We start from the raw sequence: 26,082 nt of genomic DNA on the forward strand, positions 1-26,082 counted from the left end.
AGGTGTGGCCTCCGACACCGGATCCGAGGTGCGCTCTCGGCGTACCCTCCTCAGTCCGGCCGACGGCCGGCGAAGGGGGCGAGACCGTCGCGCAGTGCCGCAAGTTGGTCGGCATCCATCCCGACTCTCGCCATGATCTGCGCCGGCACGTCGAGAGCCCGCGCCCGCAGAGACGTGCCGTCGGCGGTGAGCGCGATATCCAGCACCCGCTCGTCGTCAGTGCGGCGCGTGCGACTGACCCGCCCCTGCGCCTCAAGGCGCTTGACGAGCGGCGACAGGGTGGCCGGTTCCATCGCAAGCTCCTCCGCGAGCTCACCCAGCGAGCGCGGCGAGTGCTCCCAGAGGGCGAGCATCACGAGGTACTGCGGGTGCGTCAGGCCGAGGGGATCGAGGACAGGACGATAGATGGAGACGACGTTGCGTGCGGCCGTCACGAGAGCGAAGCACAGCTGGTTCTCGAGCTTCAGCAGATCGTCGCGCGCATCCATGCCTCTACTGTACTCATTTCGTTAGTACACTAATGTTCATGACACGAAACGATGCCGAGCGGCCGCCGCTGCGTCAACGGGTGCGCGACGCCGGCGGGTGGTACACGTACCTCAACACGCGGCTCATCCGCCTGGCCGGTCCCGCGTCGGTCGGTCCGTACGAAAGCGAGCCCGAGCCGGCGCGCGCCGAACGGGCCTGCCCGCTCTGCGGCCACGCGATGTCTCAGCACACGTTCGACCGCAGCGGCCCGAAGCCGCTCATGCACTGCCCCTGATCAGGATCGCCCGTCAGGCGCGCTCGAACGTCATGATCGCGCGCGCTGCCGCAGCGCCCACTCCACCTCGTCGGGGTCGCTGTGCGGAACGATCACGCCGTCTCGCATGATCTGGTGACGCTCGTCGCCCTTACCGACGATGGCGATGAGGTCGCCCTCCCGGGCGAGTTCGACGGCCTTGTGGATCGCCTCGGCTCGGCCGCCCACGTCGAAGACCTCTGCGCGCGAGCCGCGCGTACCGGCGACGACGGCTCGCCTGATGGTCGCGGGGTCCTCGTCGGCGGGATTGTCGTCGGTGACGATCACGATGTCCGAGGCCATCGCGGAGAAGCGGCCCATGAGCGGACGCTTGTTCGCATCGCGATTGCCGTTGGATCCGATCACCGTGATGATGCGCCCCGGCGTCAGAGGCCGCATGGCGCGCAGCAGCGCGTTGATCGCCTCGGGCTTGTGGCCGGCGTCGATGACGACCTGGAACTCGGCATCCACGGGGACGAACTGGACCCGCCCCTCGACGCCCGCGAAGTTCGCAATCCCCTCCACGGATGCCGAGAGAGGATGACCCACGATGTCGAGGGCCGCGACCGCGGCCAAGATGTTGCTGACGTTGAACTCTCCCACCAGGGGTGTGGTGAAACGCTCCGTCTGGCCATCGGGTCCGATCACCGTGAACGAGGAGCCGTCCAGCCGCAGGTCGATGTCGACGGCGCGCCAGTGCGCGTCGCGACCCGTCACCGAGAACGACTGCGTGTTCAGGTCGGCATCGGCATGCAGGCGCCGCCCGGCCCGGTCGTCGACGTTCACCAGCGCGACACAGGACATCGCCGGCGTCAGCAGCTCGCGCTTGGCCAGCAGATAGGCCTCCTGCGTGCCGTGGAAGTCGCGATGGTCGTGGCCGAGGTTGAGGAAGATGCCGACGTCGAAGCGGAGGCCTTCCACGCGACCCATCGTGATGGCATGGCTCGACACCTCGGAAGAGACCACCTCGACACCGCGCTCGCGCATGAGCGCCAACAGCGCGTGCATCTGCGGGGCTTCCGGAGTGGTGAGAGTGGACGGAACGGCGACGCCGTCGATGCGCGTTCCCATCGAGCCGATCACCCCGGTGTGCCGGGACTGACGCGCTGCATCGACGAGATAGGTCGTCGAGGTCTTGCCCTGCGTGCCCGTGATGCCGATCGTCTTCAGCGCACGCGCAGGCTGGTCGTAGAACCAGGCGGCGAGCCCACCCAACACCCGACGGGGGTGCCCATCGACGACGATCCGTGGGAGCGCGGAGAGTCCTGTCGTGGCGTCGATGATGTCGGCGCCGGCGGCGTCGGTGAGCACCGCGACCGCCCCGGCTTCCACGGCGTCGGCGAGATAGCGCGCGCCGTGAGTCCGGGCCCCCGGCTGAGCGAAGAACAGATCACCCGGCTGCGTCGAGGCCGCGCTGAGAGCGATACCCGTGACGAACGCGTCACCGGCGACGAGAGACGCACCGACCTGATCGGCGATGTCGGCGAGTGAGCGAGCAACGACGTTCTGCGGACGGTTCGCGGCGGGCTGCGCAACCCCCATTCCGGCCTCCGAGGGAACCGACGGGGAGGACTGCTCGATGCTCACTCGGCGACGATAGCAAAACAGTGCGAACCCGGCTGTCAGCATCGCCGTGCGAAGCCCGAGTCCACCCTGCCGGCGACACCGCCTGCACGTCGTTCAGGTTGTGCGGCGCGCTGGACCTGCTTACGCGTGGCCGGCATTCACCATGGCCCGCAGCTCCTTCTTGAGATCCTGCACCTCGTCGCGGAGCCGCGCCGCCAGCTCGAACTTCAGCTCACCGGCCGCGGCGAGCATCTGCTGCGAGAGATCCTCGATGGTCGCCTCGAGCTGCATGGCACCCTCTGCCGCGATGCCCTCCCGCCGCAGGCGCGGCGTCGGCGAGCCTGCGCGACCCGAGCCGCCGCCACGAGCCAGAAGCGCCTTGGTATCGGACGCCTCGCGTGCCAGCACGTCGGTGATGTCGGCGATCTTCTTGCGCAGGGGCTGCGGATCGATGCCGTGCGCCGTGTTGTACGCGATCTGCTTCTCCCGGCGACGCTCGGTCTCCTCGATCGCCGATCGCATCGAGTCGGTCATGTTGTCGGCGTACATGTGGACTTCACCGGAGACGTTTCGCGCCGCTCGACCGATCGTCTGAATCAGTGACGTCCCGCTGCGCAGGAACCCTTCCTTGTCGGCGTCGAGAATGGCGACGAGCGAGACCTCGGGCAGGTCGAGCCCCTCACGCAGCAGGTTGATTCCGACCAGCACGTCGTAGACACCCTGTCGAAGCTCGGTGAGCAGCTCGACGCGACGCAGCGTGTCGACGTCGGAGTGCAGGTATCGCACGCGCACACCGTGCTCGCCGAGGAAGTCCGTCAGCTCTTCGGCCATCTTCTTGGTCAGGGTGGTGACGAGCACGCGCTCGTCTCGCTCGACCCGCACCCGGATCTCCTCCAGCAGGTCGTCGATCTGGCCCTTGGACGGCTTGATCACGATCTGCGGATCGACCAGACCCGTCGGTCGGATGATCTGCTCGACGACGCCGTCGGCGATACCCATCTCGTAGCGGCCCGGCGTCGCGGACAGATACACCGTCTGACCGATGCGGTTCTTGAACTCGTCGAAACGCAGCGGGCGGTTGTCGAGCGCGCTCGGAAGCCGGAAGCCGTGGTCGACCAGCGTGCGCTTGCGCGACGCGTCGCCTTCGTACATGGCGCCGATCTGCGGCACCGTGACGTGCGACTCGTCGATGACGAGCAGGAAGTCGTCGGGGAAGAAGTCGAGCAGCGTGTGCGGTGGCTCGCCGGGCTCGCGACCGTCCATGTGTCGGGAGTAGTTCTCGATGCCGGAGCAGAAACCGAGCTGCTGCAGCATCTCGAGATCGAACGTCGTGCGCATCCGCAGGCGCTGTGCCTCCAGCAGCTTGCCCTGGCCCTCCAGCTCCGCCAGCCTCTCGGCCAGCTCGGTCTCGATCGTGCCAATGGCGCGATGGACGGTATCGGTGCCCGCGACGTAGTGCGACGCCGGGAAGATGGGCACACTGTCGAGCTTCTGGACGACGTCTCCGGTGAGGGGATGGAGCATGTAGAGCGCTTCGATCTCGTCGCCGAACAGCTCGATGCGGACGGCGTACTCCTCGTAGACGGGAATGATCTCGATCGTGTCGCCGCGCACACGGAAGTTGCCGCGCGAGAAGTCGACGTCGTTGCGGTTGTACTGCATCGCGATGAACTTGCGGATGAGCGCATCGCGGTCGTACCGCTCGCCCACCTGCAGGGCGACCATCGCGCGGAGGTACTCTTCGGGCGCACCGAGACCGTAGATGCACGACACCGTGCTGACCACGACCACATCGCGACGGCTCAGCAGCGAGTTCGTCGTCGAGTGACGCAAGCGTTCGACCTCGGCGTTGACGGACGAGTCCTTCTCGATGAAGGTGTCCGTCTGCGGCACGTAAGCCTCGGGCTGGTAGTAGTCGTAGTAGCTGACGAAGTACTCGACGGCGTTGTGCGGCATCAGCTCACGGAACTCGTTGGCCAGCTGCGCCGCGAGGGTCTTGTTGTGGGCCAGCACCAGCGTGGGACGCTGTACCTGTTCGATCAGCCACGCCGTCGTCGCCGACTTGCCGGTACCGGTCGCGCCGAGCAGGACGACGTCGGTCTCCCCCGCGTTGATTCGAGCCGCGAGCTCGGAGATCGCCTGCGGCTGATCACCGCTGGGCGCATACTCGCTGACGACCTCGAACGGCCGGACGGATCGCGTGGTCTGCATGCCTCCAGCGTAGGCTCGGCCTCCGACATCGGCCGCGTCGTTCGCCCTCGGCGTCCTCGTTCGCCCAGGCCCTCCCGAGGCGCTCGGCCCGCTCGGCCCCGTACTGTGGAACCATGCTGGAGTTCCTCGTCGGGTCCGGCCTCGCCGCGGCCGCGGGGCTGAACGCGTGGATGCCGCTGTTCGCACTGGGGCTGTTGGACCGTTTCGTGCCGGTGATCGATCTGCCCGCCTCCTGGTCGTGGCTTTCCAGCGACGTCGCCCTCTGGATCACCGGTGTGCTGCTGGTGGTGGAGATCGTGGCCGACAAGATCCCCGCGGTCGATTCCGTGAACGACGTCCTGCAGACCGTGGTGCGCCCGGCATCCGGGGGCATCGCCTTCGGCGCCGGTGCGAGCGCGCAGACGGTGCGCGTCGACGACCCGAGCCTCTTCGCGGGCGCCGCGTGGGTGTCGATCGTCGTCGGCGTCGTGATCGCTCTCGCGCTGCATGCCCTCAAAGCGTCGGTGCGCCCCCTCGCCAATGTCGCCACCGCGGGCGTCGCCGCCCCCGTCCTGTCGGCGGCGGAGGATGTATCTGCGGGAGCACTCATCGTGGCCGCGATCTTCGCGCCCGTTCTGGCCGGAGCGCTCGTGGTCGCCCTCATCGTGTCGGCCGTGCTTCTGCTGCGTCGTCGACGCCGCCACCGCTCAGGGACCTCCGTCGCCTCCGTACCGCGACCGTGAGCGCGTACCTCAGCGCGAGGGGTGCAAGCGCCTCCACAGCGCCTCGACCTGCGCACTGGTCTCGGCCAGCGACCCGGCTGTGTCGATGATGACGTCGGCGACGGCCAACCGCGTGTCATCGTCGACCTGCGACGCCAGCCGCGCGCGGGCATCGGCGAGGGTGAGCCCGCGCAGCGCGACCAGGCGCTCCTCGCGCAGGGATGCCGGGGCGTGCGCCACGACGATCAGATCCCACGGGTCGTCGGCCCGCGCCTCGACCAGGAGCGGCACATCGTAGACGACGACCGCATCGGGATCGGCGGCGAACGCCGCGGCGAAGCGCCGGCCCGACTCTGCCGCCACGGCCGGATGGATGAGGGCGTTGAGGCGGCGACGGGCGTCGTCGTCGGAGAAGACGACCGCTCCCAGCGCTGCGCGGTCGAGGTTGCCGTCACCGGCGATCACCCCCGGACCGAACGCGGCGGCGATCTGGTCGAGCACTGGAGACCCGGGAGCCTGCAGCTCGCGGACGATGGCGTCGGCATCGACGATGACCGCACCGTGCTGGGCGAGGAGGCGCGCGATGGTCGATTTGCCGGAGGCGATGCCACCGGTGAGCGCGAGAAGGGGCATGCCTACGAGGATGCCACGTCGGCGTCGGCCGGAGCCGTCGACGGCGGCGCCACGAAGACGGAGGCCTCTGCGATGCGCGCCGCGCGCAGAGCCGCCGAGCGCGCAGCACTCATGAGGATTCCCGGGTCGTACCCGAGCGACGAGGTGAGTCCCACTCCGACGCCCACCGACGCGAGACGGCCGTGAGCGACCGCGGTGAGCTCGTCGATGGCGCCCCGGAACAGCGCGCTGCCGACGCGGCGGGCATCGGCGGTCGATTCGGCGAGAGTGCAGATGACGAGCTGCCCGTCCCCGTCCTCGCCGACCAGAGCCGCGGCCGGCGCGAAGGACCGAGCCGCATGACGGCAGGCGGCCGAGATCGTATCGACCACGTCACCGCCGAAGGCGTCGCCGATCTCGTCGAGTCCGTCTGCGCGAAGCACGATGACGGCGATGCCCTCCTGCCGCCACGAGGCTCGCTCCACGATGTCGGCGAGGGCTCCGGCGAAGGTTCGCGGCAGCATGACACCGTCGGCGGCGACACCATTGGAGGTCAGCCACTCGTAGCGCTGCCGCGTCGTGCGCTGCGAGCGCAGCACCGACATGACGATCGCCGCGACCATCGTCAGGATCACCGTGACGATGTTCGCACTGATGGAGCCGAGCCACCGCGAGAACAGCTCGCTCTGCGGCCCGAGCGTCACGAAGACGACAAGGCGCACGGCGTAGAACACCCCCGCGGCCGCGAGCACGGTCGACAAGGCCCAGGCGCTGCGCAGTCCGCGCATCGGGCTGCGCAGCGATTCGGCGGCACCGGCTCCGAAGAACACCACGAGCGATGCCGCCATCGCCCACCAGCCACCCCAGCTGCCCCGCGTCGGGTACTCGATGAGCGCGGCGACGAAGGTGATGACCGCAAGCGTCCCGACCGCCACCGACGAGACGAGGACGGAGCGGTCGTTGAACCGTCGGCATCCCAGAAGCATGAATCCCGGCACCGAGACGAACAGGGCGTTGCCGACCGCGACCGAGACCGCACCGCCTACACCCGCAGACCACGCCATGTAGGCGAGCGTTGTCGCCAGTCCGCAGAAGAACGCCACCGCCCACAGCCGTCCGGGGCCGGTATCGCGGCGCAGCAGGGTGTCGATGATGAAGGTCAGACTGGCGACTGACGCCACGATGGCCGTCATGACCGTGACGCTGAACAGATCGAGATTCATGCCCCGTCCTTGTCGGTGAGCTCGGCCGATCCGGGCGGGAGTCCGGTGGACGCCTCCCGGTCGAAGACCTCGCGGGTCGCCGGCAGCACGACGGTGAAGATGCTGCCCTCCCCCGCGGTCGATTCGACGGCGATGGATCCGCCATGAGCGGCGACCAGATCACGTGTGATCGTCAACCCCAAACCGTTGCCCGGCACGGACGGCACGGCTCGGAAGAACCGCTCGAACACTCTCGCGGCCGCATCGGGGGCCATGCCGATACCGGTGTCGGCGACCCGAACCGTCGTGTGAATGCCGTCGGTCGAGGTGGATGCCGTCACCCGGCCACCGTCGCGATTGAACTTCACCGCGTTCGCCACCAGATTGTCGACCACCTGTCGGATGCGGGCCGGATCGGCGTACGCCTCGGCCGCGCCCGACTCCTCCACGCGAAGGTCGACGAAGCGCCCCTCTGCGACCGGCTCGAGCCCTGCCGCTGCAGCGCGCACGATCTCGGTCATGTCGACGACGCGAGGGTGCAGGCGCGTATCGATCGACGACCCCGACCGCGACGACGCCGACAGGATGTCGGTGACGATCCCCAGCAGCCGCTCGCTGTTGCGGTACGCGGTGTCGACCTGTCTGCGAGCGTCATCCGAGAGCCCACCGCCGTCGAGCGCCAGCTCGAGATACCCGAGGATCGACGTCAGCGGGGTGCGAAGCTCGTGGGAGATCGAGGCGACGAGGTCGTCGCGCACCCGCTGCGCGTCCCGCTCCGCCGTGATGTCGCGGACGATCAGCAGCGCTCCGGCCGGGGCTCCGTTGTGATCGGTGAGATGGCGCCCGGCGAAGGCGAACGCGCGTCGGCGGCCGTCGGCGAGCGCGAACCACAGGACGACGTCGTCGAACGACTCGTGGCGCTGCAGACGCACCAGCGGATGCTGCTGAGGATCGAGCGGTACCAGCTTCTCGTCGGTGACGGCATCCTCACCGCCGCTGCCGGGAAGGAATCCGGGGATGCGGCCGAAGCGGAGGAGCGCATCGTTCTCGAGGACGACCTCACCCGCGGCGGAGAGGCGGATGACTCCGAAGTCGACCGTGTCGAGCACCTCGCTGACCAGCTGCTCCTGACGCAGCGCCTCGCGGTGCGCCGCCGACACGCGCACCGCCTGACGGTCCAGCAGCATCCGTTGCGCGCGGAAGCGACGGGAGGACGTGTAGCTGGCAGCGCCGACGGCGATGATGACCACCGGAAGGAGGACGACCGCGTACGTCCCCGCCGGCGAAGCGCCGGTCGCGAGGATGAACCAGTATGTGAGCGGGATGCCGACCACCGAGATCGCGAACCCCGCCCGCCCGATGGCCGACAGCCACATCGCCGGAAACACCCACAGCAACCCGAACGCGGCATTCGGCTCGGCGATGCGCATCAGGGCGATCGCCACGATGTCGACGATCGGGATGACGGTCACCGCGTACAGCGGCAAGCGGGACCAGGGCACTGCGAGGCCCGCCACTCCCCCGAGGACGACGAGCAGCACCGCGATACCGAAGAGGCCGCCGTCGGTGAGGGATGCCGTGGCGATGCCGATGAAGAACAGCACGCCGACCACGGCGCACAGCACGAGCTGATTGCTGGCCGCGGCGCGGTCGCGCAGCTGGCCGCGGATGCGGCCGTCTGCGGGCGCGGTGGGGCTCGGGGGGCTCGCCATGGGACGACGTTACAGCCGGGGAGCCCGCGACGGCAGGAGGTGACGGCACAGGGCCGCCGCCCGGACGGATCCGGGGCGACGGCCCTGTGCGAACGCGGTGCGGCTCAGCGGCCCGACAGCTTCTCGCGGAGAGCCGCGAGAGCCTCGTCGTCGGCGAGGGTTCCGCCGCCGTTCGAGGAGTCGGACGAGAACGACGACGCGCCGGTCTCGATCGGAGCGGCGGCCTCGGCCTCGAGCGTCTTGGCGACGGCGAGCTTGTGCGCCTCCCAGCGAGCCTGGGCAGCGGCGTACTCCTGCTCCCACTTCTCGCGCTGAGCGTCGAAGCCCTCGAGCCAAGCACCCGACTCGGGGTCGAAGCCCTCGGGGTACTTGTACTCGCCGTTCTCGTCGTACTCGGTCGCCATGCCGTACAGCGCCGGGTCGAACTCGGTGCCGTTGGGGTCGACCGACTCGTTCGCCTGCTTGAGCGAGAGCGAGATGCGACGACGCTCGAGGTCGATGTCGATGATCTTGACGAAGACTTCCTCGCCGACCGACACGACCTGCTCGGCGAGCTCGACGTGCTTGCCCGACAGCTCGGAGATGTGCACGAGACCCTCGATGCCGTCAGCGACGCGGACGAAGGCACCGAACGGAACCAGCTTGGTGACCTTGCCCGGCGCGACCTGACCGATCGCGTGCGTGCGGGCGAAGACCTGCCACGGGTCCTCCTGCGTCGCCTTCAGCGACAGGGAGACGCGCTCGCGGTCGAGGTCGACCTCGAGGATCTCGACGGTGACCTCCTGGCCCACCTCGACGACCTCGGAGGCGTGCTCGATGTGCTTCCAGGACAGCTCCGAGACGTGGACGAGACCGTCGACGCCGCCGAGGTCGACGAACGCACCGAAGTTGACGATCGACGAGACGACGCCCTTGCGGACCTGGCCCTTGTGCAGGTTGTTGAGGAACGTGGTGCGCGACTCGGACTGCGTCTGCTCGAGCAGGGCGCGGCGCGAGAGAACGACGTTGTTGCGGTTCTTGTCGAGCTCGAGGATCTTGGCCTCGATCTCCTGGCCGAGGTACGGCGTGAGGTCGCGGACGCGGCGCAGCTCGATGAGCGATGCGGGCAGGAAGCCACGCAGGCCGATGTCGACGATGAGACCACCCTTGACGACCTCGATCACGGAACCGGTGACGACACCGTCGTTCTCCTTGATCTTCTCGACGTCGCCCCAGGCACGCTCGTACTGCGCGCGCTTCTTGGAGAGGATGAGGCGTCCTTCCTTGTCCTCCTTCTGGAGAACGAGGGCTTCGACCTCGTCGCCGACCTTGACGACCTCGTTGGGGTCGACGTCGTGCTTGATGGAGAGCTCGCGCGAGGGGATGACGCCCTCGGTCTTGTACCCGACGTCGAGGAGGACCTCGTCGCGGTCGATCTTCACCACGGTGCCTTCGATGAGGTCGCCGTCGTTGAAGAACTTGAGGGTCTTCTCGACCGCGGCCAGGAAGTCCTCAGCAGATCCGATGTCGTTGATGGCGACCTGCTTGGTGGCCGGGGCGGTCGTTGCGGTAGTCATGTAGTGGGTTGTCCTTGTTGGGTTGGATATCGGGCTCCGGCGCGAGATGATCGCGCAGCGGCAGACGGACGAAGACGAACGAATGCCCCGCCGGAGCGGTCGGTCAGGGATTGCGTGTCATGAGCGCGCGGCGTGGCGCCACACGAATGACACTCCAGGGTATCAGAATCACCGGCTCGCCGTCGGGGGCATCCCGCGCGGCGGCGGCTCGGTCGCTTAGCCCCGCAGCGGATCGGCGGGGTCGGCCGGATCCAACGCCGGAGCCCCCGGCCGTGAGAGCGTGAGCATCGCCCACGCGACGCGGGGGCTCGCGGCGAGTCGGTCTTCGACGGCGTTCAGTTGAGCGGCGACCGCATGCTCGGGGATGTCGCCGACGAGATCGACGGCGGCGACCACGAACACCCGTCCCTGTCCGACGTACTCGATGTGCAGATACGTGATCTGTGCGATCTCGGTCTGCTCGAGGAGGCGCTGCAGCGCGGCGGCCCGCACGCGCGGCTCGACCGCGACGCCCACCAGGAAGCGGCGGTTCTGGCGGATCAACACGATCGCGACGACGGCCAAGAGCACGCCGACCAGAATCGATCCGATCGCGTCCGGGGCCGCAGATCCGGTGAGCTGATGCAGCAGGATGCCGAGGAAGGCGATCACCAGACCGATCAGCGCCGCGGCATCCTCGAAGAAGACCGCACGCAGCGTGGGGTCGGACGTGTCCATGACGTACTCGAGCACGTCCTTCGCGCTCTCCCGTGCGCGACGACGCGACTGGCGCAGCGCCTGGAGGAACGAAACGCCCTCCAGGACGAACGCGACACCCAGGACGGCGTAGGAGACGCCGAACAGACCGGCCGGCTCAGGCGCGAACAGCTCCTGCACCCCGTGCATGATCGAGACGCCGGCGCCGACGGCGAACAGACCGAACGCCGCGAAAAGCGACCACACGTACGCTTCCCGACCGTAGCCGGTGGGATGCCGCGCATCGCGCGGACGTGCCGACCGGCGGGTCGCGACGAAGAGGAAGATCTCGTTGCCGGTGTCCGCCCACGAGTGCGCGGCCTCGGCGAGCATGCTCGCCGCACCGGTGAGCACCGCCGCGACGGTCTTCGCGACGGCGATGAGGAGGTTCGCTCCGAGCGCGACGAGAACCGTCAGCAGCGACTCCGCATCGCCGGCTGCGCCGTCCGGCGCAGGGAGCGCCGCGCGGCGGGACGATCGGGAGGGCGCCATGCTCACACGCTACGCGGGGTCGACGACGCCGTCGACGTACAGCCAGCGACCGTCGAGACGACGGAAGCGGCTCCGTTCGGCGAGGACGCCGCGTGCGCCCGTGCCGCGCTCCCGCCACGCGGCCCGGAACGCGACGGTGGCGCGGACGTCGTCCGCCCCTCCGTGGGTCTCATCGATATCGAGGCGCTCCCAGCACAGGTCGTCGTCGAGCTCCAGTCGATCGGGGCGGGTGGCCGGGTGCCACGACGCCAGAAGATGAGAGGCGTCGCCCAGCGCGAACGCCGTGAACCGTGAGCGCATGAGCTTCTCCGCCGTCGCGGCCGCGACACCGTCGAGAACAGGACCGCAGCATGCGGCGAACGCGCCGCCGCTCCCGCACGGGCACGGCGATGCCGCAGCCGGACGGCGGCCTCGTGGTGGGGAGGCGGCGCCGAAGGACATTCCCCGACTCTACGTCGCGCCCACGCTCGCGCGCGCCGAGTGTGCGACTGTGGAGAACCGCGGTGAGCGCACGGCGCGGTGGCTACCGTGAGGGACATGACGAGGCGAGGACACGTGCTGTCGGCAGTGGTGGCGGTCGCGCTGGCCGGGAGCATCGTCGGATGCACACCGCAGAGCACGCCGTCGCCCGCGCCGAGCTCCAGCTCCTCGACGTTCTCCTCGGATGCCGAGGCCTTCGCCGCCGCCGAGGCGACCTACCGCGCCTACGTCGACGCCCTAAACAAGGTGGATCTGGCTCGCACAGAGACGTTCAACGGCGTGTATGACTGGCTTGCTGGGACTGCGCTCGAGCAGGAGCGGACGTCGCTGACGGATATGCACGATAAAGGCTGGACTGTATCTGGGGATAGTCGAGTTGTGTTCTTTGAAGGGCGCGCCGTCAGCCCCTCGCTTGTAACGGCTGTTGCTTGCCTCGACGTGAGCAATATCAGGTTGGATAACGCAGACGGTGTCTCTCAGGTGCAGACCAGTCGGCCGCCAGCGTATGCGCTGCAGCTCAGTTTCACCCGCGAGGAGGAAGCGGGCAGAACCCAGATCCTGGAGATGACCGCTGTCGAGGAGCCCAGATGCTCCTGAGTTCGATAGCACTGGCCACTGTGCTGTGGGCAGCAGTCCCGGGCGACACAAGGAGCTGTGCAGGCTCCGCCGCATGGGGCGGCAACTGCTCCGTATCCAACACCGGGTCGTCGGTCGAGATCGGCGCGACCCGTCCGAGCGGATCTGGCGGTTCCGGCGGCGATGCCGAGGCCGCGCCGGCGCCACCGCCGCCCGCGTGCACCGACAGCCTGTGCCGGGGCAATTACTCGGTCGTGGTGCTGCAGCCGACCCTCAGCGACGTGGCGTCGTTCGCTCCGGCATCCGCACCCTTCGTCGACGAACCCGATGGGGTCGGCATCGTCGGCATGCCGATGAACTTCGTCGCGACGGCCGGAGTCCATGAACAGGCGGGGACGCTCTTCGATCTTCCGGTCACGGTCCGCTTCACGCCGACGTCGTACCGCTTCATCTACGGCGACGGCACGTCGCGCAACAGCCCCACGGGCGGCCGGACCTGGGCCGCGCTCGGACGCGCGCAGTTCAGCGCCACCGACACCAGCCACGCCTATGCCGCACGCGGCACCTACACGGCGACGGCGACCGTGCGCTATGCGGCGCAGGCCAACTTCGGCAACGGATGGATCGATGTGCCCGGCCTCCTCGATATCCCCGCCGGCACGACCACGCTGCAGATCGTCGACGTCAAGACCGCCCTGGTCGACAAGACCTGTCTCGAGAATCCGCGCGGGCCCGGCTGTTGACCCCGCGCCGTCGCACCGTCGTGACAGGATGAGCGCGTGGCCGATCGCCTGATGCTCCTCGACACCGCGTCCCTCTACTTCCGTGCGTTCTACGGCGTGCCGGACACGGTCACAGCGCCCGACGGCACCTCGGTCAACGCAGCACGCGGACTGCTCGACATGATCGCCAAGCTCGTGTCGACCTACGAGCCGACCCACGTGATCGCCTGTTGGGATGACGACTGGCGTCCGCAGTGGCGGGTCGACCTCATCCCCACGTACAAGACCCACCGCGTCGCCGAGGTCGTCGCCGACGACACCGACATCGAAGAGGTCCCCGATCCGCTTACGGCCCAGATCCCTGTCATCCGCGACGAGTTGGCAGTTCTCGGCATCCCCGTGGTCGGTCGGGCCGATCACGAAGCCGACGATGTCATCGCCAGCTACGCGACTCAGCACGCCGGTGCCGTCGATGTCGTGACGGGCGACCGCGACCTGTTCCAACTCGTCGACGACGCCCGGTCGGTGCGCGTGATCTACACCGGACGCGGCATGAGCAAGCTCGAAGTCCTCGACGAAGCTGCCGTCATCGAGAAGTACGGAGTGCGGGCCAGCCAGTACTCCGACTTCGCCGTCCTGCGCGGTGACGCCTCGGACGGGCTGCCCGGCGTCGCCGGGATCGGCGAGAAGACGGCTGCGGCCCTGCTCGCCAGCCACGGCGACCTCGCCGGCATCATCGCCGAGGCAGCCCGCGGGGGCCTCGCGGCGGGCGTTCGGGCGAAGATCGTCGCCGCGACCGACTACCTCGCCGTCGCCCCGCGGGTCGTCGAGGTCGTCCGCACGCTCGACCTTCCCGCCCTCGGCGCACCGCTGCGTTCCCCCGACCCCGACGCGGCCGCCCGGCTGGATGCCGAGTGGAACCTCGGGGCACCGCTCGCCCGCGCGATCGCCGCCATCACCGCCCGCGCCTGACGATCAGCGCGCGAGCCAAGCGCGCAAGCGGTCCAGCGGCCACGTGGTGATGATCCGCTCCGGCGGGACGCCGGTTCGCTCCGCACGCGCCGCCCCCTCATGGATCAGACCGAGTTGACCGGGCGCGTGCGCATCGGAGTCGAGGGAGAAGAGGCATCCCTCCGCCAGCGCGAGAGCGATGAGCCCCGACGGCGGATCCTCACGCTCGGGTCGTGCGTTGATCTCGACGGCCACGTCATGAGCCGCGCAGGCCGCGAACACGGCGCGCGCATCGAAGGTGGAAGCCGGCCGGGTGCCCCGCTCGCCCCGCACGAGCCGGCCCGTCACGTGGCCGAGCACGTGCGCTTGGCCCGAAGAGACCGCCGCCACCAGACGGCGGGTCATCGCCGAGGATTCCATCCGCAGCTTCGAGTGCACCGAGGCGACGACCACGTCCAGCCGCGCCAGCAGCATCCGCTCCTGATCGAGACGCCCGTCGTCGAGGATGTCCACCTCGATACCGCTGAGCAGTGTGAAGCGATCGTCGCTGAACGACGGTACTTCGTCGAGCTGCGCACGCAGTCGTTGCGCGCTCAGACCGTTCGCCACGCGCAGACGCGGCGAGTGATCCGTCAGCGCGAGGTATTCGTGACCGAGGGCGCGCCCCGCGTCGACCATCTCGCCGATCGAGGTCGTGCCGTCCGACCAGTTCGAGTGACAGTGCAGGTCGCCGCGCAGCTTCGCTCGCAGCGTCGAACGTGCAGGGGCGAATCGGTCACGCAGCTCCGCGAGATACGCGGGCACCTCGCCGGCCAGCGCCTCGTGGATCACACGGAACGACGAGTCCCCGATGCCCGCGCGCCTGCGGAGGCTCGCGTCATCACGCAGCTCGTCGTCCGAGAGATCCTCGATCGCTGCCGCCGCCCTGCGGAAGGCGGCAGAGCGGTATCGCGACGCCCGCTCGCGCTCGAGCAGCGTCGCGATCTCCCGCAGCGCGTCGATCGGCTTCATCTGCACGCCATCATGACAGCGAAACGGGCCCGCGCGGCGCGCGAGCCCGTTTCCGGGGGGACGAGGTGCGGGACGTCAGGACCGGATCACGGCCGACCGTCGCACGACGACCGGGACCGAGGCCAGCCGCGTGAGAGCCGCGCCGAAGAGGATGGACAGGATTCCCATGCCCATCGCGAAGGCAGCGACCCCGAAGGAGACGACGGAGGTGAACAGCGAGGCGCGCAGGAACGACGCGTTCATCATCGTCGCGCGCACCGGGTCGTCCTTGTCGAGCTCGGCGTAGGTCTTGCCGCCCGACGCCTTCAGCGCGTGGCGCTGGATGATGTCGGCCTGCACGTACGCGGTGAACGGGCCCTGGACGGTCTGTCCCTGAAACGCCATCGCATCGTCGGGCACGGTGATGTTCTCTGCACGCAGCTGGCTGGAGACCGTGAGCCAGACGACCAGACCCACCACGATGAGCGCGATGCCGCCGAGGATGCCGAGAATGCCGGCGATCTTGACGAAGCCGACCTTCTTCTGCGGGGGTTCAAGGGTGTCGGCGGTGGCGATGTTCTCTGACATGGCGGGTCCTCTCTTCGGTGCCGTGCTGTTGCCTCACGGTATCGCTCTCACGAGAGCCGGGACCAGGGGAACGGGCCGGAGAAAACCCTGTGGTCAGTCCACAGTGCGAGTCGTTGCCTCGACCCAACGGTCGAGGACACCGCGAGCCGAGCCGTCGTCGATCGCCGCCGCTGCCCTGTCGCGGGCGTCGGCGAGACGCTCGACGATCGGCAGCTGCACCTGCGTGGCATCGCGGAACAGGTCATACGAGACGATCCCCGCGGCCGCGTTGAGCAGGACGATGTCGCGTACGGCGCCCTTTTCGCCGTCGAGCACCCGTCGCACGACCTCGGCGTTGTGCTGCGCATCGCCGCCGAGCAGGTCGTCGATCTCCGCCAGAGGGATGCCGAGGTCTCGCGGATCGAGGTCGTGCTCGTGGATGTCGCCGCGGCTGATCTCCCAGACACGGCTGTGGCCGGTGGTCGTGAGCTCGTCCAGGCCGTCATCGCCGCGGAACACCAACGCCGTGGCTCCGCGTGTCTGGAAGACGCCGGTGATCAGAGGAACGCGATCGAGAGCGGCGACCCCCACGGCGTTGGCTTCTGCGCGAGCAGGATTGCAGAGCGGCCCGAGGAAGTTGAAGACGGTGGGCACACCCAGTTCCGCTCGCGTCGGCCCCGCATGACGGAAGCCCGGATGGAACGCGGACGCGAAGGCGAAGGTGATGCCGGCCTCGGCGAGCACCTCGGCGACCCGCTCCGGCGGCAGCGCCAGATCGATGCCGAGCGCACCGAGCACGTCGGAGGATCCTGAGGCGGAGCTGGCGGCGCGGTTGCCGTGCTTGACGACCGGGATTCCGGTCGCCGCGGCCACGATCGCCGACATCGTCGAGATATTGACGGTGCCGAAGCGGTCTCCCCCGGTGCCGACGATGTCGAGCACATCGGCGGACACGGGCAGCGGCAGCGCGGCCTCGAGGATCGCGTCGCGGAAGCCCACGATCTCGTCGACGGTCTCGCCTTTCGCGCGCAGTGCGAGGAGGAATCCGCCGAGCTGCGACGGCGTTGCCGTGCCCCGCATCACCTGCCGCATGGCCCAGGTCGACTCGGACACGCTGAGGTCGCGCCGCTCGAGCACCGCAGTGAGGATTTCGGGCCAGGAATAGAGCTCCGCCATGAGCCCCGATCCTATCGGCACTCTGCCAGCCAACTCCCGGCGCGCCCGAAGGGCCCTCCAATCCCCCCGAAAGTCGAACGCACCTTCAGTGATGCGAAAACCGGCTGTGAAATCAGCCATAATGGGGAGCGTGACGACCACTCCAGCGACCTATTCCCAAGCCTTGCGTTCCGTCAAGCGGCCGGATCCGGTCGCCGTCGGCACCATCGTGTGGCTCGGCAGCGAGGTCATGTTCTTCGCGGGTCTCTTCGCGATCTACTTCACGCTGCGCAACGCCTCCCCCGACCTGTGGGCTGCCAGCACCGGCGACCTGAACGTGCCGTTCGCGGCCGTGAACACCGGCATCCTGGTGCTCTCCTCGTTCACCGCCCAGGCCGGTGTGTTCGCCGCCGAGCGCTTCCAGCCGTATCGTCGCGGCTCCATCTGGCAGTTCCGTCAGTGGGGAATGGTGGAGTGGTTCTTCCTCACGTTCGTGATGGGCGCCGTCTTCGTCTCCGGCCAGGTGTGGGAGTACGCGACGCTCGTCGCAGAGGGCATGCCGATCAGCGCGAGCTCGTACGCGTCGGCCTTCTACATCACCACCGGTTTCCACGCGCTGCACGTGACGGGCGGCCTCCTGGCCTTCCTTCTCGTGATCGGCCGCGCCTACGCCGTCAAGAACTTCGGACGCAAGGAGATGACGTCCGCGATCGTCGTCTCGTACTACTGGCACTTCGTCGACGTGGTGTGGATCGTCCTGTTCTTCGTCATCTACGTCGTCAAGTAAGAAGCGGAGCTGAGTTCCTCCATGGCAACCAAGACCACCCGGCAGAAGACCGGTCGTCGCAGCAAGTGGGCTGCCGCCGCGCTCATCGGCATCGGCCTTCTCGTCACCGGCGGCGTCTACGCCGGCGCGTCGGCGGCAATGGCCGCGACGGAGCCCGCGTCCGCGTCGTCCACCACGCTCACCGTCGAAGACGGCAAGAAGCTCTTCCAGGCCAACTGCGCCACGTGCCACGGCCTCAACATGGAGGGCACCGCTGACGGGCCCTCGCTCTACGGGGTCGGAGAGCTGGCCGTCGAGTTCCAGATGTCGACGGGACGCATGCCACTGCAGATGCAGGGGCCGCAGGCACCTCAGAAGCCGGTGCAGTTCACCGAGGACCAGATCCGTGCGATCGCGGCCTGGGCACAGTCGGTCGCGCCCGGCCCGACCTACCCGGATGCGCGCATCCTCGACGGCAAGGGCGATGTCGCCAACGGCGCCGAGCTCTTCCGCGTCAACTGCGCCATGTGCCACAACGTCGCCGCCGCCGGTGGTGCACTCACCGAGGGCAAGTACGCCCCGGCACTGACCAAGACCAGCCCGCTGCACATCTACGCGGCGATGGTCACCGGCCCGCAGAACATGCCGGTCTTCAACAACATGACCATCACTCCGGACGAGAAGCGCGACATCATCTCGTCGCTGATGTACCTGCAGGAGAACGAGTCCGCCGGCGGTTTCAACCTCGGCTCGCTCGGCCCGGTCTCGGAGGGTCTGTTCATCTGGATCTTCGGCATCGGCGCGCTCATCGGCATCACCGTGTGGATCACGGCGAAGTCGAACTGATCGGGCACACGTGGACAACGGCACTGACGTAGGGAACGGACGAGACATGGCACACGAGGAAGACGCACTCGAGCACGAGAGGGCTTCATGGAAGCCCTCCCCCGGGCTCGCCGTCGCCGTCCCCGACCCCGTGCAGAACCCGGGCCTCCCGCCCCACCGGGAGCGCATCACCGACAAGGACCCGGCGGCCATGCAGCGCGCCGTTCGCACGGTCTACACGCTGTTCTACCTCTCCCTCGCGGGCAGCATCTGGGCCGTCGCCGCCTACATGCTCTTCCCGATCGAGAGCGGTCAGATCGTCGACATCCGCCACAACAACCTGTTCATCGGGTTGGGCATCGCGCTCGCGCTCCTCGCAATCGGCATCGGTGCGATCCACTGGTCCAAGGCCGTGATGAGCGACAAGGAGCACATCGAGCCGCGTCACGCCACGCGCGGACGCGACGTGACGCGAGAGGGCGCCGTCGCCGTCTTCCGCGAGGCGAACGAGGAGTCCGGGTTCGGACGCCGCACCGCCATCCGCGGATCGCTGATCGCCGCTCTTGTCGCCTCGGTGCTTCCCGGCATCACCCTGTTCCGCGGTCTGGCGCCCGAGTCCAGCCCCGAGAACCCGATCGCCGGCGACCCGGTCGCCCTCCTCAGCCACACGATGTGGAAGAAGGGTGAGCGTCTCGCGCACGACCCCACCGGCGAGCCGATCCGTGCCGCCGACCTCACTCTGGGCTCCGCGGTGCACGTGATCCCCCAGTCTCTCGCCGAGCTCAGCCACAGCGATGGCTACCTCGAGGAGAAGGCGAAGGCGATCGTCCTGCTGATGAGGATGCTGCCCGAGCAGATCGTCGAAGCCGAAGACCGCAAGAGCTGGTCGTACAACGGCATCGTGGCGTACTCGAAGGTCTGCACGCACGTCGGCTGCCCGGTCGCGCTGTACGAGCAGCAGACCCACCACCTGCTCTGCCCCTGCCACCAGTCGCAGTTCGACGTGACCCACGGTGCCGCGGTGATCTTCGGACCGGCCGCTCGTCCGCTGCCGCAGCTGCCGATCACCGTTGACTCCGAGGGGTACCTCATCGCGCAGAGCGACTTCACCGAACCCGTCGGCCCGAGCTTCTGGGAGCGCCATTGAGCACCGCGACTGTCACCGAGACAGGCCCTGACACCACGCCTCAGACCTCCCGCGACGAGAAGCCGCTGGGCGGCCGCTTCGTCGCCGGCGCGGCGAACTACCTCGACGAGCGCACCAGCATCTCCGGTCTGGTCAAGGAGCTCGGTCGCAAGATCTTCCCGGACCACTGGTCCTTCATGCTCGGCGAGATCGCGCTGTGGAGTTTCGTCGTCGTCCTGCTGTCGGGAACGTTCCTGACGTTCTTCTTCCAGGCATCCATGGTCGAAACGCACTACGACGGGGCGTTCGTCCCGCTGCGCGGCGTCGAGATGTCTGCGGCTCTCGACTCGGCGCTGCGCCTGTCGTTCGACATCCGCGGCGGCCTGCTGGTGCGTCAGATCCACCACTGGGCTGCGCTGGTGTTCGTTGCCGGCATCGGCGTGCACATGCTCCGCGTGTTCTTCACGGGTGCGTTCCGCAAGCCGCGCGAGCTCAACTGGGTGATCGGCTTCATCCTCTTCATCCTCGCCATGGCCGAAGGCTTCACCGGCTACTCGCTGCCGGACGACCTGCTCTCGGGCAATGGCCTGCGCATCATCGACGGCATGGTCAAGGGCATTCCGGTGATCGGAACGTGGACCTCCTTCCTGCTGTTCGGCGGCGAGTTCCCGGGGACTCAGATCGTCGGGCGCCTCTACACGCTGCACATCCTGCTGCTGCCGGCCATCCTGGTGGCGCTGCTCGCCGTGCACCTCATGCTCATGATCGTGAACAAGCACACCCAGTTCGCCGGTCCCGGCCGCACGAACAGCAATGTCGTGGGCTTCCCCATGGTCCCGGTCTACATGTCGAAGATGGGCGGCTTCTTCTTCATCACGTTCGGCGTGATCGTCCTGATCGCCTCCCTGTTCACGATCAACCCGATCTGGAACTACGGTCCGTACGACCCGTCGCCGGTCTCGGCCGGTACGCAGCCCGACTGGTACATCGGGTTCGCCGACGGCGCGCTGCGTCTCGTGCCGCCGCACCTCGAGTTCGTTCTGTGGGACCGCACGTGGTCGTTCAACATCCTCATCCCGCTGACGGCTCTGGGCCTGTTCATCGTGATCGTGATGCTGTACCCGTTCATCGAGGCCTGGATCACGGGCGACAAGCGCGAGCACCACATCGCCCAGCGTCCGCGCAACGCCGCGACGCGCACCGCGATCGGTGCCGCCGGTGTGACGTTCTACGCGGTGCTGTGGGCCGCGGCATCCTCGGACATCATCGCCACCCACTTCTGGCTCACGATGGAAGGCGTCATCCACACGCTGCAGGCGCTGTTGTTCGTCGGACCGGTTCTCGCGTACTTCATCACGAAGCGTCTGTGCATCGCGCTCCAGAAGAAGGACCGCGAGATCGCGCTGCACGGCTACGAGTCCGGCCGCATCGTCCGCCTTCCGGGCGGGGAGTACATCGAGGTCCACCAGCCGGTCGACCAGTACGAGATCGTCAAGCTCGTCGACTTCGAGACGAACCAGCCGCTCGTGGTGCGTCCGAACGATCAGGGTCGCATCCCCTGGCACGAGAACTTCCGCGCCTCGCTGTCGCGCTGGTTCTTCGAGGACCGCCTCGCTCCGGTCACTCAGGCGGAGCTCGAGGAAGCGCGTGCCCACCAGCATCACACGCTGGATCACATCGCCGCTGAGGAGGATGCCGAGATCCAGGGCATGCACGAGCGGGCGGGAGTCGGCGACGCGCCGCACCACCCGATCGACGATGGTCGCCAGAGCGAGACCGCCGTCCGCCCGTCGAATGTGATCGTCCCGGATGGCGACACGAAGGACGCGAAAGACAAGGACTGACACCCGCTCAGGCTGGCAGTCAAGCGGCGAGGAGTGACCGTCCCGGTCCTCCTCGCCGCTTCGTCGTTCGCGTAGCGTCGAGCCATGACTGACGCCCTCTCCTACTTCACCGGCAAACTCGCACACGAGACCGACGCCTCGGACGTCTACGCGGCTCAGCGCGACGGACAAGCCTTCGTACTCGTCGACGTGCGCGGCGCCGACGCCTGGGCCCAGGGCCATCCGGTGGGCGCCGTCCACATTCCCTACCGCGAGATCGCTGAGCGGGCTCCGACGGAGATCCCCCTGACGACGCCGGTGGTCGTGTACTGCTGGAGCCCCGGCTGCAATGCCGGCGCGAAGGGCGCCGTCGAGTTCGCTCGCCTGGGCTACTCCGTGAAGGAGATGATAGGAGGATACGAGTACTGGGTGCGCGAAGGGCTGCCCACCGAGAACGCTCAGGGTGCGCTCCCCCGCGTGTTCGACCCTCAGGTCATGTATGTGCGCCCGTGATCACTCCGCCTGCGCGGCAGCGTGACACCGGGGCTTCAGCCGGCGATCGGTTGCGCGTCTTCGCTGAAGCGCTCGGTGGCCGCTCCCGCGAAGACAACCCCACCGGCCGACGGAACCCCCGCGGCGACGTCTGCGACGACGGCGGTCACATTGTCGCGTGAGCCGGCCTGCAGGGCCGCCGCGACGATGATCTCCGCGGCATCCTGTTGCCCGTCGACGTCTCGCAGGATCTCACCGATCGCGTCGTCCGGCAGGTAGTCGCTGACACCGTCGCTGCACAGCAGCCAGCGGTCCCCGGCCACCGGCGTGTGCGCGGTCACGCTGACCGTATCGGACGGCTCGCCGCGAAGCGAGGCGGTGATGATGTTGCGGCGCGGATGCGTCATCGCGTCGGATTCCGTCACCAGCCCCTGATCGACGAGCACCTGGACGAACGAGTCGTCACGGGTCTGACGCAGCAGTCGTCCCGAACGAAGAAGATAGCCTCGAGAGTCTCCCGTGTGCGCAAGAAGCACGGTCCCGCCATCACCGAACCAGATTCCCGTGAACGTGGTCGCCATACCCGCCAGCGAGGGATCCCGCCGCACGTGTGCGCCCAGATCCCAGTTGGCCACCCGCAGCCGAGTGGTCAGCTCTGCGGCATCGCCCGCTCGCCACCCTCCTGCGACCAGCCGATGGACGAGAGCCGCCGATGCGAGATCGCCGGCCGGGCCGCCGCCGACACCGTCCGCGACGCCCGCGCCCCACGATGCGATGAACGCCGCATCCTGATTGACATCGCGAAACGGGCCGACGTCGCTGGAGACGCCGGCCCGAATCGAATGAGCCATCACCGCAGAACCGGCACCGCTCAGCGCGCGAAGTACCCGCGGTAGTACTCGAAGACCCACCCGACGATGGCGACGACGAACACGCCGAGGCCGATCGGCAGCAGGAAGGTGCCGACTGCGAGACCCAGGATGCCGAGAGCCGCGGAGAACGCGAGCACCAGCGGCCACCACGACCACGGGCTGAACTCGCCCATCTCGGGATCGCCGTCATCGATGTCGGCCGTCAGGGAGTCCTCCGGCAGCTCGCCGCCCTGGGCGCGGTGCACGCGGTCGACGTAGAAGCCGATCATCGCGGCCATGAACACCGTGAACAGCAGCGCGACGCTGCCGACCCACTCGATCGCGTGGAACCACTGCCGGTCGGAGTGCTCGATGATGTTCCACCCCGTGTACAGGGCGAAGCAGAGGAAGAAGAACCCGGACAGGATCCACCAGAGGTTGACGTTGGTCTTCACTTACTTGACCTTCCCCTCGGCCGTGTCCATGACGGGAGCATCGGGAGCGTCCTTCGCCGGACCGACACCGACCGGGAGCGCTGCTTCGGGGTGGTTGAGGTCGAAGGCAGGGCGCTCACTGCGAATGCGCGGAATCGAGGTGAAGTTGTGACGCGGGGGCGGGCAGCTGGTGGCCCACTCGAGCGATCCGCCGTAGCCCCAGGGGTCGTTGACCGTGACCCGCGGCGCCTTGCGCGAGGTGATCCAGACGTTCAGGAAGAACGGGATCATCGAGGCACCCAGGATCATCGCTCCGATCGTGGACACCTGGTTCTGCCAGGTCCAGCCGTCCGCGGCCGAGTAGTCGGCGTAGCGGCGCACCATGCCGTCGACGCCCAGCCAGTGCTGGATGAGGAAGGTCATGTGGAAACCGATGAACAGCATCCAGAAATGGACCATGCCGAGTCGCTCGTTCAGCATGCGCCCCGTCCACTTGGGCCACCAGAAATAGAACCCGGCGAACATCGCGAACACGACCGTGCCGAACACCACGTAGTGGAAGTGGGCGACGACGAAGTACGAGTCGGAGAGGTGGAAGTCCAGCGGCGGGGAGGCGAGGATGACACCGGTCAGACCACCGAAGACGAACGAGACGAGGAAGCCGAGCGAGAACACCATCGGCGTCTCGAAGGTCACCGAGCCGCGCCAGAGGGTTCCGATCCAGTTGAAGATCTTCACGCCCGTCGGCACCGCGATGAGCATGGTCATGAGCGCGAAGAACGGTAGCAGCACCGAGCCGGTGACGTACATGTGGTGAGCCCACACCGAAACCGACAGCGCGGCGATGGCGATCGTGGCGTAGACCAGGGTCTTGTACCCGAAGATCGGCTTACGGCTGAACACCGGGAAGATCTCCGAGACGATGCCGAAGAACGGCAGCGCGATGATGTAGACCTCGGGGTGGCCGAAGAACCAGAACAGGTGCTGCCACAGCAGAACGCCACCGTTCGCCGGGTCGTAGATGTGGGCACCGAGCACGCGGTCGGCTGCCGCCGCAAGGATCGCCGCGGCGAGCACGGGGAACGCCATCAGAATGAGGATGCTCGTGACGAGGGTGTTCCACGAGAAGATCGGCAGACGCCACATCGTCATACCGGGCGCGCGCATGGTGATGATCGTGGTGATGAAGTTCACCGCGCCGAGGATGGTGCCGAAGCCAGACATGCCGAGTCCCAGCATCCAGAGGTTGCCACCGGCGCCGGGCGAGAACGACGCTCCCGCCAGGGGCTGATAGGCGAACCAACCGAACGCGGCCGCGCCCTGAGGAGTCAGGAAGCCGGCGACCGCGATCACCGATCCGAAGATGAACAGCCACAGCGCGAACGCGTTCAGACGCGGGAACGCGACGTCCGGCGCGCCGATCTGCAACGGAAGGATCGCGTTGGCGAAGCCGGCGAACAGCGGCGTCGCGAACATCAGCAGCATGATCGTGCCGTGCATCGTGAAGAGCTGGTTGTACTGCTCCTTCGTCGGAAGGATCTGCATTCCCGGCTCGAACAGCTCGGCGCGAATGATCAGCGCCATGACGCCGCCGAGCAGGAAGAAGATCACCGACGCGATGAGGTACATGTACCCGATCGTCTTGTGGTCCGTGGAGGTGATCCACTTGACGATGATGTTGCCCTTCTGTCCCACGCGCGTCGAGCTCATGAGAGCCGCCTGACGCGGGGGCAGCGTGGTCGGGCGCGCGGAAGTCTCGCCCTGGAGAGGAAGCGTGGTCGCCATCAGTGTTGTCCCTCAGATTCGACGGGGGCTCCCGTGCCCGGGAAGTTCTGCAGCCGGTCGTAGGCCTTGTTGATGTCACCGGTCTGACCGGCGGCGCGCAGGCCTGCGAGGTACTGCTGGTACTCGGCCGGCTCGACGACCTTGACCTTGAAGAGCATCATCGAGTGGTACTGGCCGCAGAGCTCGGCGCACTTGCCGTCGTATTCACCCACGCGTGTCGGGATGAACGACCAGTAGTTGTCCTTCCCGATGTACATGTCCTTCTTGTAGAGGAAGTCGACGATCCAGAAGGAGTGGATGACATCGCGGGAGGTCAGCTTGATCTTGACCTTCTCGTTGACCGGCAGAACAAGCGTCGGCAGGTCGCTTGTGATGTTTCCCTGGGCGTCGGTCTGGGCCTGAACACCCATGGTCCAGACGGCGTTGTCGCCGGCCTGGCAGTCGGCCTGGTCGTCGTTGTACTGGAAGTCCCAAGCCCACTGCTTGCCGATCGCCGTCACACAGACGTCGGGGTTGTCGTACTGGGTCTCGAGCACCGCCTGATCGCGCGCCGTGAAGGCGAAGAAACCGAGCACCAGGATCAACGGGACAACCGTGTAGAAGATCTCGACGGGCATGTTGTAACGAAGCTGCACCGGCAGGCCGCGCTGGCCGCGACGACGACGGTAGGCGATGGCAGCCCAGCCCATGAGCGCCCACGTGATCACACCGACGGCGAGCAGGACGATCCAGGAGTTGACCCAGAGACCCGACACCATCTCGGTGTGGTTGGTAGCCTGCGTGCCGTCGTCGGTGAAGCCCGGCAAGAAGCCGTTCAGCTCGGTGGGAGTGCATCCCGCGAGGGTGATCGCCGAGGCGATCCCGATCGGGATGACGGCGAGCCGGAGTCGGCGTTTGACGCGCACGGTGCACCTTTCGGGGTCATGAAGGTCGAACACCGTTCAGTCTAAGGCAAGCTCCCACCCGATTCA

General features: G+C 67.8%; 26 protein-coding genes. 10 read left to right on the plus strand and 16 right to left on the minus strand.

All coding sequences use genetic code 11. The features are described 5' to 3' along the window. Positions 1 to 50 precede the first annotated feature (50 nt). On the minus strand, positions 51 to 488 hold the full coding sequence (locus CEP17_RS06220; protein WP_036287931.1) for a MarR family transcriptional regulator: 438 nt from the start codon (positions 486 to 488) through the stop codon (positions 51 to 53). Positions 489 to 520: 32 nt separating this feature from the next. Here CEP17_RS06220 and CEP17_RS06225 point away from each other — a divergent pair, with 32 nt between their 5' ends. Next, complete coding sequence (locus tag CEP17_RS06225) at positions 521 to 763, plus strand: hypothetical protein (protein ID WP_036287935.1); 243 nt, start codon at positions 521 to 523, stop codon at positions 761 to 763. Between the two features lie 30 nt (positions 764 to 793). Here CEP17_RS06225 and CEP17_RS06230 read toward each other — a convergent pair whose 3' ends face one another. Further along, the gene (locus CEP17_RS06230; RefSeq protein WP_239498600.1) at positions 794 to 2,368 is read right to left on the minus strand and encodes a UDP-N-acetylmuramoyl-L-alanyl-D-glutamate--2,6-diaminopimelate ligase; all 1,575 of its coding nucleotides are present in this window, start codon (positions 2,366 to 2,368) and stop codon (positions 794 to 796) included. A 120-nt stretch (positions 2,369 to 2,488) separates the two neighbouring features. Continuing rightward, on the minus strand, positions 2,489 to 4,558 hold the full coding sequence (gene uvrB, locus CEP17_RS06235) for an excinuclease ABC subunit UvrB (protein WP_036287941.1): 2,070 nt from the start codon (positions 4,556 to 4,558) through the stop codon (positions 2,489 to 2,491). Between the two features lie 113 nt (positions 4,559 to 4,671). Here uvrB and CEP17_RS06240 point away from each other — a divergent pair, with 113 nt between their 5' ends. After that, entirely contained in the window at positions 4,672 to 5,280 is a 609-nt protein-coding gene (locus tag CEP17_RS06240; protein ID WP_112931636.1) for a DUF4126 domain-containing protein, read from the plus strand. A gap of 9 nt (positions 5,281 to 5,289) precedes the next feature. Here CEP17_RS06240 and coaE read toward each other — a convergent pair whose 3' ends face one another. The 6 genes from coaE to CEP17_RS06270 all read right to left on the minus strand — a co-directional run bounded on the left by coaE (position 5,290) and on the right by CEP17_RS06270 (position 12,009). Beyond that, complete coding sequence (coaE, locus tag CEP17_RS06245; protein ID WP_061681625.1) at positions 5,290 to 5,892, minus strand: dephospho-CoA kinase; 603 nt, start codon at positions 5,890 to 5,892, stop codon at positions 5,290 to 5,292. 2 nt (positions 5,893 to 5,894) lie between these two features. Then, positions 5,895 to 7,094: a diguanylate cyclase gene (locus CEP17_RS06250; RefSeq protein ID WP_112931637.1), complete on the minus strand. Its 1,200-nt coding sequence runs from the start codon at positions 7,092 to 7,094 to the stop codon at positions 5,895 to 5,897. After that, positions 7,091 to 8,785, minus strand: coding sequence for a PAS domain-containing sensor histidine kinase (locus CEP17_RS06255; protein ID WP_112931638.1), 1,695 nt, complete (start codon positions 8,783 to 8,785; stop codon positions 7,091 to 7,093). Before CEP17_RS06255 ends, CEP17_RS06250 begins: the two co-directional genes overlap by 4 nt. A 104-nt stretch (positions 8,786 to 8,889) precedes the next feature. Next, entirely contained in the window at positions 8,890 to 10,341 is a 1,452-nt protein-coding gene (rpsA, locus tag CEP17_RS06260) for a 30S ribosomal protein S1 (RefSeq protein ID WP_036287953.1), read from the minus strand. A 216-nt stretch (positions 10,342 to 10,557) separates the two neighbouring features. Then, a complete protein-coding gene (locus CEP17_RS06265; protein ID WP_204359865.1) occupies positions 10,558 to 11,568 on the minus strand; it encodes a cation diffusion facilitator family transporter in 1,011 nt (336 codons plus the stop codon). A gap of 9 nt (positions 11,569 to 11,577) precedes the next feature. After that, positions 11,578 to 12,009 carry a YchJ family metal-binding protein gene (locus tag CEP17_RS06270; RefSeq protein WP_112931639.1) on the minus strand — a complete coding sequence of 144 codons (432 nt, stop codon included), beginning with the start codon at positions 12,007 to 12,009 and terminating at the stop codon, positions 11,578 to 11,580. 96 nt (positions 12,010 to 12,105) lie between these two features. Between CEP17_RS06270 and CEP17_RS06275 the strand changes: the two genes are divergently transcribed. The 3 genes from CEP17_RS06275 to CEP17_RS06285 all read left to right on the plus strand — a co-directional run bounded on the left by CEP17_RS06275 (position 12,106) and on the right by CEP17_RS06285 (position 14,318). Continuing rightward, positions 12,106 to 12,645: a hypothetical protein gene (locus CEP17_RS06275; protein ID WP_162722411.1), complete on the plus strand. Its 540-nt coding sequence runs from the start codon at positions 12,106 to 12,108 to the stop codon at positions 12,643 to 12,645. A gap of 236 nt (positions 12,646 to 12,881) precedes the next feature. Beyond that, positions 12,882 to 13,367, plus strand: a complete 486-nt coding sequence (locus CEP17_RS06280) for a hypothetical protein (RefSeq protein ID WP_239498601.1) — start codon at positions 12,882 to 12,884, stop codon at positions 13,365 to 13,367. A gap of 36 nt (positions 13,368 to 13,403) precedes the next feature. Next, positions 13,404 to 14,318, plus strand: a complete 915-nt coding sequence (locus CEP17_RS06285; RefSeq protein WP_112931642.1) for a 5'-3' exonuclease — start codon at positions 13,404 to 13,406, stop codon at positions 14,316 to 14,318. Between the two features lie 3 nt (positions 14,319 to 14,321). Here the strand turns inward: CEP17_RS06285 and CEP17_RS06290 are convergent, their stop codons facing one another. From CEP17_RS06290 to trpD, 3 genes are all read right to left on the minus strand, one after another. After that, positions 14,322 to 15,308 carry a PHP domain-containing protein gene (locus CEP17_RS06290; protein ID WP_112931643.1) on the minus strand — a complete coding sequence of 329 codons (987 nt, stop codon included), beginning with the start codon at positions 15,306 to 15,308 and terminating at the stop codon, positions 14,322 to 14,324. Positions 15,309 to 15,383: 75 nt separating this feature from the next. Next, on the minus strand, positions 15,384 to 15,875 hold the full coding sequence (locus tag CEP17_RS06295; RefSeq protein WP_112931644.1) for an aromatic ring-opening dioxygenase LigA: 492 nt from the start codon (positions 15,873 to 15,875) through the stop codon (positions 15,384 to 15,386). A 93-nt stretch (positions 15,876 to 15,968) separates the two neighbouring features. Further along, on the minus strand, positions 15,969 to 17,030 hold the full coding sequence (gene trpD, locus CEP17_RS06300; RefSeq protein WP_112931645.1) for an anthranilate phosphoribosyltransferase: 1,062 nt from the start codon (positions 17,028 to 17,030) through the stop codon (positions 15,969 to 15,971). Between the two features lie 121 nt (positions 17,031 to 17,151). Between trpD and CEP17_RS06305 the strand changes: the two genes are divergently transcribed. From CEP17_RS06305 to CEP17_RS06325, 5 genes are all read left to right on the plus strand, one after another. Next, a complete protein-coding gene (locus CEP17_RS06305; protein ID WP_005049205.1) occupies positions 17,152 to 17,796 on the plus strand; it encodes a heme-copper oxidase subunit III in 645 nt (214 codons plus the stop codon). Between the two features lie 21 nt (positions 17,797 to 17,817). After that, entirely contained in the window at positions 17,818 to 18,621 is an 804-nt protein-coding gene (locus CEP17_RS06310; protein ID WP_005049203.1) for a cytochrome c, read from the plus strand. A gap of 46 nt (positions 18,622 to 18,667) precedes the next feature. Then, on the plus strand, positions 18,668 to 19,747 hold the full coding sequence (locus tag CEP17_RS06315) for a ubiquinol-cytochrome c reductase iron-sulfur subunit (RefSeq protein ID WP_036287972.1): 1,080 nt from the start codon (positions 18,668 to 18,670) through the stop codon (positions 19,745 to 19,747). Further along, positions 19,744 to 21,570 carry a cytochrome bc complex cytochrome b subunit gene (locus CEP17_RS06320; RefSeq protein ID WP_039416124.1) on the plus strand — a complete coding sequence of 609 codons (1,827 nt, stop codon included), beginning with the start codon at positions 19,744 to 19,746 and terminating at the stop codon, positions 21,568 to 21,570. Before CEP17_RS06315 ends, CEP17_RS06320 begins: the two co-directional genes overlap by 4 nt. A gap of 84 nt (positions 21,571 to 21,654) precedes the next feature. After that, entirely contained in the window at positions 21,655 to 22,062 is a 408-nt protein-coding gene (locus CEP17_RS06325; protein ID WP_005049195.1) for a rhodanese-like domain-containing protein, read from the plus strand. 35 nt (positions 22,063 to 22,097) lie between these two features. On the opposite strand, the gene CEP17_RS06330 is transcribed toward CEP17_RS06325, so the two are convergent. Genes CEP17_RS06330 through coxB form a run of 4 tightly spaced genes read right to left on the minus strand, consistent with a single transcriptional unit; the run spans position 22,098 to position 26,016 of the window. Beyond that, positions 22,098 to 22,892 carry a serine/threonine-protein phosphatase gene (locus tag CEP17_RS06330; protein WP_112931646.1) on the minus strand — a complete coding sequence of 265 codons (795 nt, stop codon included), beginning with the start codon at positions 22,890 to 22,892 and terminating at the stop codon, positions 22,098 to 22,100. A gap of 20 nt (positions 22,893 to 22,912) precedes the next feature. Further along, positions 22,913 to 23,347 carry a cytochrome c oxidase subunit 4 gene (locus CEP17_RS06335; protein ID WP_005049192.1) on the minus strand — a complete coding sequence of 145 codons (435 nt, stop codon included), beginning with the start codon at positions 23,345 to 23,347 and terminating at the stop codon, positions 22,913 to 22,915. Further along, positions 23,348 to 25,111, minus strand: coding sequence for a cytochrome c oxidase subunit I (gene ctaD / locus CEP17_RS06340; protein ID WP_061681646.1), 1,764 nt, complete (start codon positions 25,109 to 25,111; stop codon positions 23,348 to 23,350). Further along, entirely contained in the window at positions 25,111 to 26,016 is a 906-nt protein-coding gene (gene coxB, locus CEP17_RS06345; protein ID WP_039416190.1) for a cytochrome c oxidase subunit II, read from the minus strand. The genes ctaD and coxB overlap by 1 nt, the downstream gene beginning before the upstream one ends. Between the last annotated feature and the right edge of the window lie 66 nt (positions 26,017 to 26,082).

Origin of the sequence: Microbacterium sp. PM5 (assembly GCF_003293595.1) — a bacterium.
Taxonomy (GTDB): domain Bacteria; phylum Actinomycetota; class Actinomycetes; order Actinomycetales; family Microbacteriaceae; genus Microbacterium.

Bases quoted from the DNA above. Each gene is read 5' to 3' on its own strand.
- CEP17_RS06270 (WP_112931639.1), bottom strand. From the start codon at position 12,009: ATGTCCTTCGGCGCCGCCTCCCCACCACGAGGCCGCCGTCCGGCTGCG.
- ctaD (WP_061681646.1), bottom strand. From the start codon at position 25,111: ATGGCGACCACGCTTCCTCTCCAGGGCGAGACTTCCGCGCGCCCGACC.
- CEP17_RS06250 (WP_112931637.1), bottom strand. From the start codon at position 7,094: ATGAATCTCGATCTGTTCAGCGTCACGGTCATGACGGCCATCGTGGCG.
- rpsA (WP_036287953.1), bottom strand. From the start codon at position 10,341: ATGACTACCGCAACGACCGCCCCGGCCACCAAGCAGGTCGCCATCAAC.
- CEP17_RS06315 (WP_036287972.1), top strand. From the start codon at position 18,668: ATGGCACACGAGGAAGACGCACTCGAGCACGAGAGGGCTTCATGGAAG.
- CEP17_RS06255 (WP_112931638.1), bottom strand. From the start codon at position 8,785: ATGGCGAGCCCCCCGAGCCCCACCGCGCCCGCAGACGGCCGCATCCGC.
- CEP17_RS06275 (WP_162722411.1), top strand. From the start codon at position 12,106: ATGACGAGGCGAGGACACGTGCTGTCGGCAGTGGTGGCGGTCGCGCTG.
- CEP17_RS06310 (WP_005049203.1), top strand. From the start codon at position 17,818: ATGGCAACCAAGACCACCCGGCAGAAGACCGGTCGTCGCAGCAAGTGG.
- CEP17_RS06325 (WP_005049195.1), top strand. From the start codon at position 21,655: ATGACTGACGCCCTCTCCTACTTCACCGGCAAACTCGCACACGAGACC.
- uvrB (WP_036287941.1), bottom strand. From the start codon at position 4,558: ATGCAGACCACGCGATCCGTCCGGCCGTTCGAGGTCGTCAGCGAGTAT.
- CEP17_RS06330 (WP_112931646.1), bottom strand. From the start codon at position 22,892: ATGGCTCATTCGATTCGGGCCGGCGTCTCCAGCGACGTCGGCCCGTTT.
- CEP17_RS06240 (WP_112931636.1), top strand. From the start codon at position 4,672: ATGCTGGAGTTCCTCGTCGGGTCCGGCCTCGCCGCGGCCGCGGGGCTG.
- CEP17_RS06295 (WP_112931644.1), bottom strand. From the start codon at position 15,875: ATGTCAGAGAACATCGCCACCGCCGACACCCTTGAACCCCCGCAGAAG.
- CEP17_RS06305 (WP_005049205.1), top strand. From the start codon at position 17,152: ATGGGGAGCGTGACGACCACTCCAGCGACCTATTCCCAAGCCTTGCGT.
- CEP17_RS06265 (WP_204359865.1), bottom strand. From the start codon at position 11,568: ATGGCGCCCTCCCGATCGTCCCGCCGCGCGGCGCTCCCTGCGCCGGAC.
- coaE (WP_061681625.1), bottom strand. From the start codon at position 5,892: ATGCCCCTTCTCGCGCTCACCGGTGGCATCGCCTCCGGCAAATCGACC.
- trpD (WP_112931645.1), bottom strand. From the start codon at position 17,030: ATGGCGGAGCTCTATTCCTGGCCCGAAATCCTCACTGCGGTGCTCGAG.
- CEP17_RS06290 (WP_112931643.1), bottom strand. From the start codon at position 15,308: ATGAAGCCGATCGACGCGCTGCGGGAGATCGCGACGCTGCTCGAGCGC.
- CEP17_RS06220 (WP_036287931.1), bottom strand. From the start codon at position 488: ATGGATGCGCGCGACGATCTGCTGAAGCTCGAGAACCAGCTGTGCTTC.
- CEP17_RS06225 (WP_036287935.1), top strand. From the start codon at position 521: ATGTTCATGACACGAAACGATGCCGAGCGGCCGCCGCTGCGTCAACGG.